The 15,354-nt window shown below is 52.9% G+C and carries 11 protein-coding genes and 1 tRNA gene; 7 read left to right on the top strand and 5 right to left on the bottom strand.

The annotated features are described in order from the left end of the window. The first annotated feature begins 4 nt into the window (after window positions 1-4). The 4 genes from F454_RS0111390 to fabG all read left to right on the top strand — a co-directional run bounded on the left by F454_RS0111390 (window position 5) and on the right by fabG (window position 4,090). Window positions 5-81 (top strand) — tRNA-Asp (locus F454_RS0111390). Window positions 82-140: 59 nt separating this feature from the next. Then, window positions 141-1,124, top strand: a complete 984-nt coding sequence (locus F454_RS0111385) for a malate dehydrogenase (RefSeq protein WP_026292864.1) — start codon at window positions 141-143, stop codon at window positions 1,122-1,124. A gap of 167 nt (window positions 1,125-1,291) precedes the next feature. After that, on the top strand, window positions 1,292-3,265 hold the full coding sequence (locus F454_RS15890) for a glycosyltransferase (RefSeq protein WP_018970787.1): 1,974 nt from the start codon (window positions 1,292-1,294) through the stop codon (window positions 3,263-3,265). 78 nt (window positions 3,266-3,343) lie between these two features. Then, the gene (fabG, locus tag F454_RS0111370) at window positions 3,344-4,090 is read left to right on the top strand and encodes a 3-oxoacyl-[acyl-carrier-protein] reductase (protein WP_026292863.1); all 747 of its coding nucleotides are present in this window, start codon (window positions 3,344-3,346) and stop codon (window positions 4,088-4,090) included. Window positions 4,091-4,268: 178 nt separating this feature from the next. Here the strand turns inward: fabG and F454_RS0111365 are convergent, their stop codons facing one another. Next, entirely contained in the window at window positions 4,269-5,498 is a 1,230-nt protein-coding gene (locus F454_RS0111365) for an aspartate kinase (RefSeq protein WP_018970785.1), read from the bottom strand. A 325-nt stretch (window positions 5,499-5,823) separates the two neighbouring features. Between F454_RS0111365 and glmM the strand changes: the two genes are divergently transcribed. From glmM to glmS, 3 genes are all read left to right on the top strand, one after another. Beyond that, window positions 5,824-7,170, top strand: a complete 1,347-nt coding sequence (gene glmM, locus F454_RS0111360; protein WP_026292862.1) for a phosphoglucosamine mutase — start codon at window positions 5,824-5,826, stop codon at window positions 7,168-7,170. Between the two features lie 135 nt (window positions 7,171-7,305). Continuing rightward, window positions 7,306-8,151, top strand: coding sequence for a hypothetical protein (locus tag F454_RS15000; protein ID WP_018970783.1), 846 nt, complete (start codon window positions 7,306-7,308; stop codon window positions 8,149-8,151). Between the two features lie 66 nt (window positions 8,152-8,217). Next, window positions 8,218-10,062 (top strand): glutamine--fructose-6-phosphate transaminase (isomerizing), encoded by a 1,845-nt coding sequence (gene glmS / locus F454_RS0111350; RefSeq protein ID WP_018970782.1) that lies wholly within the window; start codon window positions 8,218-8,220, stop codon window positions 10,060-10,062. Window positions 10,063-10,127: 65 nt separating this feature from the next. On the opposite strand, the gene F454_RS0111345 is transcribed toward glmS, so the two are convergent. The 4 genes from F454_RS0111345 to sufC form a co-directional block, all read right to left on the bottom strand. Continuing rightward, a complete protein-coding gene (locus F454_RS0111345; RefSeq protein ID WP_018970781.1) occupies window positions 10,128-11,579 on the bottom strand; it encodes a C39 family peptidase in 1,452 nt (483 codons plus the stop codon). Between the two features lie 152 nt (window positions 11,580-11,731). After that, complete coding sequence (gene sufD / locus F454_RS14995) at window positions 11,732-13,018, bottom strand: Fe-S cluster assembly protein SufD (protein WP_018970780.1); 1,287 nt, start codon at window positions 13,016-13,018, stop codon at window positions 11,732-11,734. Between the two features lie 119 nt (window positions 13,019-13,137). Further along, window positions 13,138-14,571 carry a Fe-S cluster assembly protein SufB gene (gene sufB, locus F454_RS0111335; RefSeq protein ID WP_018970779.1) on the bottom strand — a complete coding sequence of 478 codons (1,434 nt, stop codon included), beginning with the start codon at window positions 14,569-14,571 and terminating at the stop codon, window positions 13,138-13,140. Between the two features lie 27 nt (window positions 14,572-14,598). After that, a complete protein-coding gene (gene sufC / locus F454_RS0111330) occupies window positions 14,599-15,345 on the bottom strand; it encodes a Fe-S cluster assembly ATPase SufC (protein WP_018970778.1) in 747 nt (248 codons plus the stop codon). Window positions 15,346-15,354 lie beyond the last annotated feature (9 nt).

Below are 15,354 nucleotides of genomic sequence, written 5' to 3'. Positions count from 1 at the left end.
AAGTGGAGCGGTAGCTCAATTGGTTAGAGCACCGGCCTGTCACGCCGGAGGTTGCGGGTTCGATTCCCGTCCGCTTCGCCACTTGTTTCCTTGCGTATGGTGTTGACGTGTTGGGTCATCTGGCCTTTTCTGATAGGCGTATGAAATCTCCTATCACTATTTCCGTTACAGGCGCCGCAGGGCAGATTGGGTATGCTCTTTTATTCCGTATTGCTAGTGGGGCGATGTTTGGTCCTGACCAGCCAGTGTCATTGCGTTTGATTGAGATCGAGCCCGCGCTACCGGCCTTGCAAGGTGTGGTGATGGAGCTTGATGATTGTGCTTTTCCCTTATTGGAATCGGTGCACACGACATCGGACCTGGATGACGGGTTTCTGGGAGCCAACTGGGCATTGTTGGTGGGGTCGGTACCACGTGGGCCTGGGATGGAGCGCAATGATTTGCTAGGGATCAATGGACAGATTTTCACCGGGCAGGGCGAGGCGATTGGTCGCTCGGCTGCTACTGATGTGCGGGTCTTGGTGGTGGGCAACCCTTGCAATACGAATGCTTTGATTGCGATGCGTCATGCCTCTGGGGTGCCAGAGAATCGCTTTTTTGCGATGACGATGCTGGATGAGAATCGTGCGAAGAGCCAGCTAGCGCAGAAGGCTGGGGTGGCGTCGAAGGATGTCAGCAATCTTTGTATTTGGGGGAACCACTCATCCACCCAATACCCAGACTTTACCAATGCGAAGATCAATGGTCAGGCTGTCACAGAGGTGATTGCGGATCACGATTGGCTGGAGGGGGCCTTTATCAGTGCGGTGCAGCAACGTGGTGCGGCTATTATCAAGGCGCGTGGTGCTTCATCGGCGGCTTCTGCTGCGAATGGTGTGGTGGATACAGTACGCAAGCTTGTGACCCCGACTCCGGTTGGCGATTGGTTTAGCGTCGCGGTGTGTTCGGACGGGTCGTACGGCATTGATGCGGGATTGATTGCGTCGATGCCGATCCGTACGGAAGATGGTGTTTCTTGGTCTGTGGTTGCGGGAGTGGCAGTGAATGCCTTTTCTCGCGAGAAGATTGATGCCTCGGTGGCTGAGCTGAGAGGCGAGCGCGATGCTGTGGCACATTTACTGTAAATTCCTAAGCAAAGCATAGAGAGTTCTGTAGCGGCAGGTGTGAGTGGTCTCGCGTCTGCCGCTTATATTTTTGGGGGGATGGATGTATCGTGTCGAAATGGTAACTTGGAGGGGCTTTGAGATCTTGGGGGAGCGTGTCATAAGTAACTGAATAACAAGTAAAGCACATGAGAATTGAATTCGTCACCGACACGTTTTTTCCGGATGTAAATGGAGTTGCCATGACCTTAGGGAAGGTGACAGAGGGCCTCAAGGCCAAGGGGCACTATGTGCATGTGATCCATACAGGCGAGGAGTATAGTGCTGGTCAATCGGCTCAGCGAGCGGTGCAATTCCCGGGCTACAAGGAGGTGCGCGTTGGGTTACCTTGTCCATTGAAGTTACGCAAACGCTGGAAGAAGAAGCGTCCGGATGTGATTTACGTGGCAACCGAGAGTCCTTTGGGGATTTCGGCATTGAAGGCGGCGAATGATTTATCCATTCCTGTGGCCGCTGGATTTCATACGAATTTTCATCAATATCTAAACCGCTACTATCTGCGTCACATGGAGAAGCCGGCCATGGGCTACCTCAAGTATGTGCACGGGATGGCGGACATGACGGTGGCTCCATCTGCGGATTGCGTGGAGATGTTGAGTGAGTACGGTTTTAAGAATGTGAAGTTGGTGGGCCGCGGTGTGGATGTGGCACAATTTTCTCCAGCTAAGCGATGTGCTGCGTTGCGTCAGTCGATGGGGGTTGAGGATGCTTCTGCTCCGATCGTGATCATTGTGGGGCGTGTGGCCGCAGAGAAGAATTTACCATTCGCCCTCGAGGTGGTGGAATCAATGCAGCAACAATGTCCAAGCATGCGTGCCGTGGTCGTGGGTGACGGGCCGGTGAAGGAGTACCTAGAGAAGCAGCATGACAAGGTGCAATTTGTTGGAGTCCAACAAGGAGAGGACTTGGCTAGATACTACGCCAGTGCTGATATTTTGTTGTTCCCTTCAGAAACTGAGACATTTGGCAATGTGCTCCTCGAAGGAATGGCTAGTGGCTTGGTGACGGTGAGTTATGACTACGCAGCTTCTGCGAATTTTGTGGATGATGGCACGAATGGATTGAAGTCTCCTTTGGGTGATGAGGAAAAGTTTCAACAGAAGGCACTAGAAGCGCTTGATCGTGTGAATGATGAAGCAATGCGTGAGGCTGCGGAGCAATGTGTGCGTCAGCAAAGTTGGGACAAGGTGATCAATTCATTTGAAGATCACTTCACGAGTATCGTGCAGGCCCGACCAGTGACGCAGCGTCGTTTGACCCGCCGTAAAAAGTTGAAAGTACGTAGCTTGATTCTATCAGATATACATTTGGGTACGGCGGATAGTAAGGCACGTGAAGTGGTGGAGGTGATGAAGCACATCGACTGTGAGTATCTGTATCTGAATGGTGACATCATCGACGGTTGGGCGCTGAAGCGTGGCTCGAAGTGGAAGAAGTCTCACACGAAGGTGATGCGTGTGTTCTTAAAGAAGATGGAGTCCGAGGATACGAAAGTGATCTACTTGCGTGGGAATCACGACGACTTTTTGGACCGTATTTTACCCTTCACCATTGGTGGCTTAGACATCATCAAAGAGCACATCCACGTGTCAGCGACTGGGAAGAAGTATCTGGTGGTTCATGGGGACGGATTTGATAGTGTGTCTACCCAATTCAAGTGGATTGCGGGTGTAGGAGCTGTGTGTTACGACGCCTTGCTTCGACTGAATCGCGTGTACAATTGGTTCCGCAAAGTACGCGGTAAGGAGTACTTTTCACTGAGTAAGTTCATGAAGTCCAAAGTGAAGTCTGCGGTTAGCTTTGTGGATAATTACGAAGAGCAGCTTCAGTCATTGGCACGAGTGAAAAAGTGCGACGGCATCATCTGCGGGCACATCCACACCCCTGCGAATAAGACCATCGGTGGTGTGCATTACTTGAATAGTGGTGATTGGGTGGAGACCATGAGTTGTATCGTTGAGTATGAGGATGGTGAGTTTGAAGTGCTTTACTATGAAGACATACTCAAGCGTATGGAGGGCGGCGCGCCCGATGAGTCTGAACCGTCAGGGGAGCAACAAGACACTACTGAGCTTGATGACAATGGTTGCGCAGTAGCTTGAGATCATCTTTGTGCTTGTTGACTAAGAATCTGATAGGATTCGACTTGGCAGCGGAGGTGATTCATGGGAAAGAAGTGCATGTCTCGCTTTCAAGATAAAGTAGTAGTAGTGACTGGTGCTGGTCGTGGTATCGGTTTTGAAATTGCACGCAGGTTCGCTGCCGAGGGTGCTAAGGTGGCTGTGATCAGCCGTAGCGCAGGTAGCTGTGAAGGTGCTGCGGAGAAGATTAATGGAGAATTTCCTGAGTCAGCTAAAGCCTATGCGCTCGATGTGGCTGACTTTGATTCTGTGCAAGAGACAGGCAAGCAGATCCTCGCTGACTTTGGTCAGGTGAATGTGTTGGTGAACAATGCGGGTGTGACTCGCGATGGTTTGCTCATGCGCATGAAGGATAGCGACTGGGATACCGTGCTCGATACCAACCTTAAAGGTGCATTCAACACGGTGAAGGCATTTCAGCGCAGCATGATGAAGGCGGCAGATCCACGCATCATTAACCTCGCCTCAGTCATCGGCCTCATGGGGAATGCTGGGCAAGCCAACTACGCGGCGTCCAAGGCTGGCTTGATTGGCTTCACCAAGTCACTCGCCAAAGAACTCGCTGGCCGCAAGGTTTGCTGCAACGCGATTGCTCCAGGCTTCATCACCACTGACATGACTGCCGAGCTCGATGAAAAAACGCGTGAGAGCATCCTTGCAAACATTCCACTGAAGGAATTTGGTGCCACTGATGACATTGCCAATCTCGCGCTCTTCCTCGCCAGCAAGGACGCGAGCTACATCACTGGTCAGGTGATTGCCTGCGACGGTGGCATGACCATGTAGTCAGTCGTATTGCACGAAGGAATCAATTCACAAGAAGCCGAGGACTCAGCGATGAGCCTCGGCTTTTTATTTTTCTTCGGAGGCTGAGAGTGATGCTAGGGTTGTTCGATAAAAAAAGAAGCCACCGGCGCGATCGCCTGTGGCTTCTGAAAAATGCTTTGAATCTGGAGATGCTGGATTAGGCTTGTGGTGCCTTATCGAGGTCGAAGGCTGCGTGCACCACGCGAGCGGCTTCTTCGATTTGTTCTTCGTCGATGGTGACGGCAATCTTGATTTCGGAAGTGGTGATGATTCCGATGTTGATGCCTGCTTCACCGAGTGCTTCGAACATCTTAGCTGCGACGCCTGAGTGCGAGCGCATGCCAATACCCACGCAGGATAGCTTGGCGATGCCTGCTTCGGTTTCGAAACCAGCTTTGTCACCAAGCTTGGCGATGACTGGCTTGAGAGCGGCTTGAGCTTTCCCTAGGTCGTTGCTGTGCATGGTGACCGAGTGGCGAGCGAGGCCATCGTGTGCGATGTTGGAGATGATCATGTCGATGTTGATCTCAGCTTCAGCAAGGCAGGAGAGGATGGAGGCGGACATGCCTGGTTCGTCAGGGATGCCGGTGATGGTGAGGCGTGCTTGGGAGCGTTCTATTGATACTCCACGGATAACTACGGATTCCATGTTGTCGTGTTCTTCGGTTACTATTGTTCCTGGATTGTCGTTCAATGATGAGCGGACCTCAAAGATCACGCCATATTTTTTTGCAAATTCTACTGAGCGGGACTGCATCACCTTGGTGCCGGACGAGGCCATTTCGAGCATTTCGTCGTAGGAAACTTCTGGCATCTTCCTAGCGTCTTTAACCACGCGTGGGTCACAGGTGTAGACGCCGTCGACGTCGGTGAGGATCTGGCAGGTGTCCGCTTTGAGAGCTGCAGCTACTGCGATGGCGGAGAGGTCAGAACCACCGCGACCCAGCGTATGAATCATCCCGTCTTCGCGGACTCCTTGGAAGCCGGCACAGATGACCACATTGCCTTCATCGAGGTATTTGTGCATGAGGTCTGGGTTGATCTGATCGATTTTACCACGTGTGTGTGAGCCAGTAGTCACGATGCCGGCCTGGCGGCCAGTCACGGATACGGCGTCGACATCAAGCTCGTGGAGCGCCATGCTGACGAGGGCGATGGATTGTTGTTCACCAGTGGCGAGCAGCACATCGAGTTCGCGCTCGGATGGATCGTTGTTGAGTTCCTCCGCCATGGCGATCAGCTTGTTGGTTACCCCGCTCATTGCGGACACGACTGCGACTACCTGGTGACCTGCATCACGGAGCTTCTTAATGCGACTAGCCACATTGCGAATGCGATCGAGTGAGCCAACTGAAGTGCCGCCGTATTTTTGAACGATGAGAGCCATGGTAATGAAAATGGATTGATTGGAAATCGTGCGGGCTTGCCGCCGCCTACTTATCTTTGAATAAGGACATTGCTCAGTAGTGCAGAGCTGAGCTTCTGTCTAGTCTAGAAATACGCTGCCGGTAAAATTGATGCCGGCGAGATTTCCTTGAGCTCTGCTGTGGTTCTTCGCTTGGGAGGAGGTGTGTGTCACGTGCGGGGGAGCCATGTCTCTAGCACTTGCAATTTTGTTATTCTATGTCAGCGTCATGCCTACTTATCCACTCTAGGCTGGTCGAATGGCTTTGGATGTGATGAGAAAGACTTTCAACAACTCTAAAGAATCAATGGCAGGTAAATTATTTGGTACGGACGGAATTCGAGGAAAAGCAAACCAATGGCCGATTACGCCAGAAGTGGGGATGCGAATTGGCCGTGCCATTGCTCGAGTGCTCAATGCGCAGTGTCCGGGCAAGCACAAGGTGGTGATTGGTAAAGACACGCGTCTATCCGGATACATGCTAGAAAATGCGATCACTGCAGGATTGGTGTCTGAAGGTGCGCGTGTGTTGCTTACTGGTCCCTTGCCGACTCCGGCGATTGCCTACATCACGAAGTCGATGGCATGTGACGCGGGGGTGATGCTGACGGCGTCACACAATCCCTACATGGATAATGGGATTAAGATTTTCGGGCCAGATGGCTACAAGCTAAATGACGCTCTGGAAGCGGAAGTGGAAGCGATCATTCTGGAGGAAAACCTCGCTGAACCACAGGGTCAATTGGGGAAAGCCTTTCGGATCGACGACGCGACTGGTCGATACATTGAATTTGCCAAAGCGGCGATCCACGCACGATCCCTCAAGGGCTTGAAGGTGGTGGTCGATTGTGCCAATGGCGCGGGCTACTATGTGGGGCCGCTCATTCTTCAGGAGCTAGGAGCTGAGGTGATCAAGATGGCGACTAAGCCTGATGGTGTGAACATCAATGAAGGCGTGGGGGCATTGTATCCTGAGAAGGCGGGAGCCTTGGTGCTAGAGCACGGTGCGGATGTTGGGATCTGCTTGGATGGTGATGCCGATCGCGTGATCTTTATCGATGAGAAGGGGGATGTGCTTTCTGGTGATAAGGTGCTCTTTATGTGTGCCAAGGCCTTGAAGCAACGTGGGCAGCTCGCCAACGACACCTTGGTGGCTACGGTGATGAGTAACTTGGGGCTTAAGACTGCGCTGGCTGCTGAAGGGATTGAACTGGCGGCAACGGGCGTGGGAGACCGCTTGGTCATTGAGTGCATGCGCGAGCATGGCCACAGCCTGGGTGGTGAAAATTCTGGCCACATTATCTTTGCCGATAGCGCGACTACTGGTGACGGCTTGATGAGCGGGCTTAAGGTGCTGGAGATCATGTTGGACTCAGGGATGACCCTTTCCGAGCTTGCTCAGGGGATGGAAGAATTCCCGCAAGAATTGCATGCTATTGAGGTGGCGAGTAAGCCTGCCATCGACTCGGTGCCGGGGTTAGTGGCAGTGATTGATGAGATCGAGTCGACACTCGGCGATAGCGGCCGTGTTCTCGTGCGATACTCTGGCACTGAAAATAAAATCCGCGTGCTTGTGGAAGCGCAATGTGCAGATGCTGCGCGTGATTCAGCCGAGAGCATCTGTTCGGTGGTGCGCAATACCATAGGAGCATAGGCTAGTATGGCGTTGAGCTGGCACGTCGATACGCCATCGACGCTTGCTTTTCTCTTGTCATTGTAGGCGCCACAGCTTTTCCTGTGGCATGCAACACGGGCAAGCATTCGGTGGTAACAACATTTCTAGTAATTCATGATTCTTTTAGCTCCAGAAATCCAAGGGAATTGGTGGCCATTAGCTGACGGTCACGTGCCTAGTGATGCCTTTGTAGCTGGTTCCACGCTGGAGGATCTGCAGCGTGGTCTAGCGCCTGAGGGCGCGAGCCAATATGCCAATGCATGGATTCATGCTGATGACTGGGCATTGTGCGGTGAGCAAGGCAAGAATGCTCTTCTAGAGGACCATGAGGGCAGGGCGCTGGGCTTTATTGGTGATGGCAGCGGCGCGCGCGTGATGGTGTCACCGCGGTCCTTTCTGTTGCTCTATCCTTGGCAGCTCATTCAGGTCAACGAGCAGATCGTGGGTGCGTTGTCTGAGAATGAACAGATCGGGGAGGTGAGTCCCGCTGCGCACATCGAGGGGGTGATTCACGTTGGCAAGGGAACACGCATTCTACCAGGAGTCTTCATCGAGGGGAATGTGATCATTGGAGAAAACTGTAAAATCGGGCCGAATGCCTACATTCGCGGCAACACCTCGATTGGTGATGGCTGCCACATCGGCCAAGCGGTTGAAATCAAAAACTCTGTGATTGCTCACGGCAGTTCAGTCGGTCATCTCAGTTATGTGGGAGACAGTGTGATTGGGCGAAAGGTAAATTTTGGTGCGGCTACTGTGACATCGAACCTCCGGCACGATGGAAAGAACCATCGCACGCAGGTGGGGGGGGACTTGGTGGATACTGGGCGACGCAAGTTTGGCACGATCGTAGGTGATGGGGTGCACACTGGCATTCACACCGCAATCTATCCGGGCCGCAAGTTGGGCCCGAATGCGACCACTCGACCGAATGATTCCGTGGACTGCGACATCAAATAATCAACAAATCAGAGGCATGACGCTTCATCACTTTTTCAATAAACAACCAATCTTTATCAATAAATTATGTGTGGAATTGTAGCATATTCAGGCGTCCGCGCCGCATCACCGATCCTTTTGCAAGGCCTCCGCAAGCTTGAATACCGGGGGTATGACTCAGCAGGTATCGCGATTCACGATGGGGCAAAGATCCAAATCTTCAAACAAGAGGGTAAAGTTTCCAATCTGGTGGACACCCTGGGAGATTACAAAACAGATCCCACGCACCTGAATGCTCACGCTGGGATTGCGCACACGCGTTGGGCTACACATGGCCCGCCGACCACAAAGAATGCGCACCCACACCCAGCCGGTGAGGGCGGGCGCATCGCGTTGGTACACAATGGCATCATTGAAAACTACCGAGGCCTGAAGGCGCGTCTTGAAGCAGATGGACGTGTATTCCTATCCGATACGGATAGTGAGGTGTTGGCGCAATTGGTCGATTCCTACTACGACGGGAACCTCTTTGAAGCGCTTTCTTCAGCATTGAAAGAAGTGGAAGGTACCTTCGGGGTGGCTTGTATGTGTGAGGACGAGCCAGGCAAATTGCTTGTTGCTCGTCGTGGTTCACCGATCGTCATTGGCCTAGGTGATGGTGAAACGATCGTGGCATCTGATGCCTCAGCAATCATCAAGCATACCAGACAAGCAATCTACTTGGACGACAACGACGTCGCTGTGATCGAGGGTGATCAAGTGGATATCCGCACGCTGGACGCAGTGCCAGTGCAGCGCGATCTTGCTTCCATTGATTGGTCTGCTGACGCCGCAGAGAAGGGTGGTTTTGAGCACTACATGCTCAAAGAAATTTATGAGCAACCAGAGGCGATTCGCAATGCGATTCGCGGTCGCGTGAACCTCGACCGAGGGACAGCAGTTCTCTCTGGGCTAGGGCTCTCGCCGCGTGAGTTGGTGCAATTCCAGCGTCTTTTGATCGTGGGCTGCGGCACCTCACTCAATGCTGGTCTCGTGGGCGAGTATGCTGTGGAGGATTTCGCGGCGATGCTGGGTGAGGTCGAGCAAGCTGCTGAGTTCCGTTACCGCAACCCGATCGTAGGGAGCAAGGATCTCGTGGTGGCGATCAGCCAGTCAGGTGAGACGGCTGACACTCTGGCAGCGGTGCGTGAAGCCATCGATAAGGGATCCATGGTGGCAGGTCTGGTGAATGTGGTGGGTTCTACCATCGCTCGTGAAGCTGGGCGTGGGATTTACCTGCATGCTGGTCCAGAAATCAGTGTGGCTTCGACTAAGGCGTTTACCTGCCAGGTGTCGGTGCTATTGCTTGTGGCGCTGAAGTTAGCGCGTGGTCGCCGCATGTCGCGTGAAGAAGGCTTACGAATTTCTCAGGAAGTACTGCGTGTGCCTGAGCTTGTGCAGCAGGTGATCGATACCAATGATGCCATTGCTAAAGTGGCTGAGGCATTCACTGATTACGAGCACATGTTCTATATCGGTCGCGGCTACATGTTCCCAGTGGCACTCGAGGGTGCATTGAAGATTAAAGAAATTTCATACATCCACGCAGAGGCATACAATGCAGCGGAACTGAAGCATGGTCCGATCGCATTATTGGATGAAAATATGCCAGTGGTGGCACTCATGAATAAGGGCCCAGGTCAGGAAAAGACAGTGGGTAACGTGGAGGAATGCCGTGCGCGTAAGGCGCCAGTGCTAGGTGTGATCACTGAAGGGGATGAGGAGGCAAGGGCTGCTTGTGACTTTACCATCGAGATTCCTGCATGCCCACATTACACAGCGACGATTGTTGCGACGGTGGCACTGCAGCTATTCTCATACCACGTGGCTCGCCTTCGTGGCTGCTCGATCGACCAACCAAGAAACCTTGCGAAGAGCGTGACGGTGGAGTAGTCGCAGCGCTGTACCAGTTGAACACAGCCAAGCTCATCAGCATGAGCTTGGCTTTTTTTGTGTTGCTAGAGGTCGATGACAAAGCCGCCGCGGCTGGTGACGGCCTGGGCAATATCGATGTGGACCCAACGCAGGGCGTAGCGTGGTCCCCAGGAATCACTGACAGCAATTTCATTGGTGGCTTCGTTGTAGCCGATAATGAGGCAGATGTGGTGATTGCTGTCGTTTGTTTGGAGGCGATCAACGATTTGCTCTGCTTCAGCGCTGATGGTTTGTGACCAGACGGCGTAGTCCTCGATTTCTTCGCGCTCGCTGGTGCGTTTGTTTGCAAGGTCATTGTATTCCTTGAGGCTTCGCATCTGCCAGAGGATTGGCACCCCTTTATCGATGAATTGTTTGACCTTGCGCATTTTGAGGTCTTTTTCGAGGCTCAGGTCTTTGATCCGGCGCGCCTTGCTACGGATGATGCGTTTGGCGCTATCCGCTAAGAGCATGGTGTTGGTGCCGCCCTCGGGGTCGGTGGCGACCGTGGCGAGAAGGTACATGTCGGCAGGCACGAGCATGTAGCGCATGGCGCGCTCAAAGGTCGCTGGCGCGCAGTAACCCTTGGGTCCTTGATCTACCATTGGGATGTTCTTAATGACGGTGTCCCCATTGTCGCTGCGCTCTACGTTGTCAGCCACAATACTGCGGAGCTCTGCGTCTTTGACGAAGGCCACCTTGCCTTGGTTGTCGGCAACGCTGGTGGGGACGATGAGCAGGCTGGTGTATTCCGATTTCTTTTCGGAGAGAATGAAGGCATGGCTGCCGAAGTTCCAGCGAAGCACCCGACGTTTGTCTTCTTTTTCACCAAAGTATTGTTTCTTAGGAGTTCCGATTGCCTCGGTCAAGGCATCGGTGATGACTTGGGCATCCAGTTGGATCGCTTTTTCTAATGACTTAGGGACTTCCTTGTTTGGGTGGATTTTTTTGAAGTGGTCTTCACCCATTCCGAGTCGGCTGCCGTAGTCGCCTTTATTGGCGAATACGAGTGAGAGGTGCGTGGGGTTTTCCTTTGAGTTGCCATAGAGCACGGCTGAGTAGGGGTGGGCGCCAAGGAAGGTGTAAGTCTTTGGGGGGTAGTAGCGGTAGCTGCTGGATTGTTCGGAGCTAGATTCTAGTGGCCAACTGACCCGGCTTGCCACGGTGCCTGCATCTTGCTTCCAGAGCGGCTGCATGGATTTAAAAAGTTGGTGGCCAATGGCATCATTGATGGCTTGAAGTTGCTCTTCTGATCCCTCCTCACTGGAACTCAAGGATTGTTGAGCACGTTCGATGGATTCATCCGTGAGTGCTGAGGACTTTGTGGTGAACGTTTTACCTTTTTGGGTTTCGAAGGTGATTTTTCCATCTTCGAGTGCGAGTACGATGACCTTGAGTGACTTTCCTGAAGAGCGTTGTGTGATTTCTACCCATTCGCTTGCAGCAAGTGGTAGGGTCATGGCGGTGAGAAGGCTGAGTGCGGCTTTGAAGTTCATAAAGGTGACGAATGGGTGGGGTCATTCCATGTGGAGGAAGAACTGAGTAATAGGTTAGAAAGAAAATGTTTCCTGACCAGTTTGTTCTATGAAAAAAGGCAGCACTCTGTGTAGAGGCTGCCTTTCTGATGAATTGAGGATCTAGTGTTGGACTAGCTGAGTGTCTCGAATTTGGTGTCGACGTATTCGATGACCAGGTTTTCGAGTGCTTCATTACCGAGGCGTTCTGCCACTTCTACCGAGAACCCGCGAGCGATGAGCTGGCGTGCTTGGCGTGGGCGGATACCGCGGGCTTGGAGGTAGAAGATCTCTTCGTCGCTAATCGCTGCGGCTGTGGAACCATGTGAGCACTTCACCTGATCCGCATTGATCTGGAGGCCCGGCATGGAGTTCGCCTCTGTGGTGTCGTCCATGAGGAGGTTGCGACAGGTTTGGTAGGCGTCGGTGTAATGCGCGCCATCAGCTACCGCGATGAGTCCTGAGAATACTGTCTTGGCTTTGCCGAAGAGGGTGTTCTTGTAGAGTAGATCACTGTTGGTGTGAGGTGCTTCGTGGTCCTGGAAGGTGCGTTGGTCGTAGCGTTGTTCACCAGCAGGAATATTGATCGAGAGCATGTCTGAATTTGCGCCCGAGCCGCTCAGTTTGGAGAGTGACTCGTTGCGTGCCCAGGCTGCCCCTACGTTGAGGGTGAATGCCTTGGCGTTGGCGTCGCGCTCAGACGTGGTGTGGTTGATCTGGATGATCTTGGATGCAAGGTTGAGGTCTTGGATTGCGGAGTAGCTGAGCTGTGAGCCAGTGCCGGCGTGGAGCTCATTCATTGCGATCACGAGACCTGCTTCCTCACCTGAGCTCTTGAAGTAATCGATCACGCTGACCTTGGCGTTGTCTTCGGTGACCACGAGTGTGTGTGGGAAGCTCGCAGTTTGGTCGCCTGAGACGATGTGGTAGACTTCGATAGGAAGCTCCACTTCGATGTTCTTTGGCACGTACACGAAGAGTCCATTGCTGAGGTGTGCGGTGTGAAGTGCAGCGAACTTGGCTGAACCCAACTTGGTGGAGCCTTGCTGGAAATGCTTTTGCACCAGCTCAGGGTGCTGTTGGAGGGCATCGGCTAGTGGCAAACAAATGACGCCATTTGGGAGATCTGCTTCGGCGTGGACGAGGTCGTCGTTGGCGAAGATGAATTGTGCGCTGGTGTTGTCGAGGCCTGAGATTTGGATGTCAATGTCGTTGCTGTCAGCAAAGGCAGCTGGAGCGTAGCCATCGAAGTCAAGTTGCTTGAGATCCCCAAAGCGCCATGTCTCGTCGCGACGGGACGGGGTTGGTGTGTCTAGGAATGTTTGCCAAGCGGCGGATTGAACATCTGCGAACCACTGTGGGGCGCCCGCTAGTGTGGCTGGTTGTTCAGCGGAGATGCTCGGGATTTCAGTAATTGTCATTACACTAATTGGTGATTTGAGATTTGTGATTTGAAATAGTTTGTGGGCCTTGCCCAATCATTTGATTTTGGATTTCAGCAATTGGTAATTACCAATTTCCAATCTCAAATGTGGGAGCACTAGCCGACACTTCCTTCCATTTCGAGGTCGATGAGGCGCTTGAGCTCGACTGAGTATTCCATTGGGAATTCGCGGACGAGGTCGTTGACGAAGCCATTCACGGCGAGCGACATGGCGGCACCTTCGGAAATCCCGCGCTGCTGCATGTAGAAGAGCATTTCTTCAGACACTTGTGAGACCGATGCCTCGTGCTGGGTCACGTGCTGGTTGCCGCGCACGGTGATTGCAGGGTAGGTGTCGGTGCGTGAGTTGCTGTTGATGAGAAGCGCATCACACTCGGTGTTGTTCTTACAGCCTTTGAGGTGCTTGGGGATGTGTACTTGACCGCGGTAGGTTGAGACGCCTTCGCCGACGGAGATCGACTTGGAAACCACGTTGGATGTGGTGTTGTCTGCTGCGTGGATCATTTTGGCGCCGGTGTCTTGGTGCTGGCCGTTGTTGGCGAGTGCGATTGAGATCACTTCGCCGCGAGCGCCTTCACCCTTCATGACCACACCAGGGTACTTCATGGTGAGGCGGGAACCGATGTTGCAGTCGATCCAGCGGATCTCAGCATCTTCGTGTGCCATGCCGCGCTTGGTCACGAGGTTGAAGACGTTTGATGACCAGTTCTGGACGGTCACGTATTGGATCTTCGCGCCTTTGAGAGCAACGAGCTCGACCACTGCGGAGTGCAGGGTGGAAGTCTCGAACTGAGGAGCAGTACAACCTTCCATGTACATCACTTCAGAGCCTTCGTCGGCAATGATGAGGGTACGCTCGAACTGACCGAAGTTTTCGGAGTTGATGCGGAAGTATGCCTGGAGGGGTTGCTTCAGTTTCAATCCTTTTGGAATGTAGATGAAGGAACCACCAGAGAATACTGCTGAGTTGAGTGCGGAGAACTTGTTGTCTCCAGTCGGGATGACTTTACCGAAGTACGGGCGGAAGATTTCTTCGTGCTCGCGGAGACCTTCAGTGGAGTTCACAAAGATCACACCTTGCTTCTCGAGGTCTTCCTTCACATTTGAGTAGGCTGCTTCGGAATCGAACTGAGCTTCCACACCTGCGAGGAAGGCGCGCTCTTGTTCCGGGATGCCGAGACGTTCGAAAGTTTCTTTGATGTCGTCTGGTACGTCGTCCCAGCTACGCTTCGGGCGTTCACCGTCTGAGAGGTAGTAACGGATGGCATCGAAGTCGATGTTGTTGAGGTCTTCAGTCGCCCAGTTGGTTGGCATTGCCTTGGATTCAAAAACATCCAGTGCCTTGAGGCGGAATTCTAGGATCCAGTCTTTCTCCTTTTTGACATTAGAGATGTACTTGATAGTGTCTTCGTTTAGACCGTACCCAGCATCGAACTTGTGGTTTTCAGGAAAGCGGAAGTCTCCCTTGGCGCGATCGATGGCGATCGCATCTTGGGTTTCCTGATCAATGACATTTGTGTCGTCGCTCATGGTATCTGTTGATTTGAGATTTGCCAGTTACGCGGTAACTGGTGTGAGGTGGTCGTAACCTTTTTCTTCGAGCTCAAGCGCGAGCTCAGGACCACCGGATTTGATGATTTGGCCGTCTGCGAGAACGTGCACGACGTCTGGCTTGATGTAGTTGAGGAGGCGTTGGTAGTGCGTGATGACGAGGAATCCGCGGTTTTCGTTGCGCAGCATGTTGACTCCTTCGGAAACGACCTTGAGGGCGTCGATGTCGAGGCCGGAGTCGGTTTCATCGAGGATGCAGTACTTAGGGTCGAGCATCATCATCTGGAGGATCTCGTTGCGCTTTTTCTCACCACCGGAGAAGCCTTCGTTCACCGCACGTGCCGTGAACTTGCGGTCCATGCTGAGTGCGTCCATTTTTTCGTAGAGGTCTTTGTAGTAGGCGACTGCGTCGATTTCTTCACCATCTGGAAGGCGCTCGGAGAGGGCGGCACGGATGAAGTTTGCGTTAGAAACACCTGGGATTTCCATTGGGTACTGGAATGCGAGGAAGATGCCGTTGCGGGAACGCTCGTCGATGTCCATTTCAAGAACGTCTTGGCCGTCCATGATGATGGATCCGCTGGTTACTTCGTAGTCTTCGTGGCCTGCAATAATCTTAGAGAGAGTGGATTTACCGGCTCCATTCGGTCCCATGACGGCGTGTACTTCGCCAGTGGGGATTTCAAGGTTGAGGCCCTTGAGGATTTCGGTGTCGCCAATTTTTGCGTGCAAGTCTTTGATGATGATAGACATGGATTTGGT

The sequence above is a fragment of the Rubritalea marina DSM 17716 genome, from assembly GCF_000378105.1.
GTDB classification, from domain to species: Bacteria; Verrucomicrobiota; Verrucomicrobiia; order Verrucomicrobiales; family Akkermansiaceae; genus Rubritalea; species Rubritalea marina.
The sequence above is the reverse complement of the archived record's forward strand: the minus strand, read 5'-3'. Positions and strand labels throughout refer to the sequence as shown.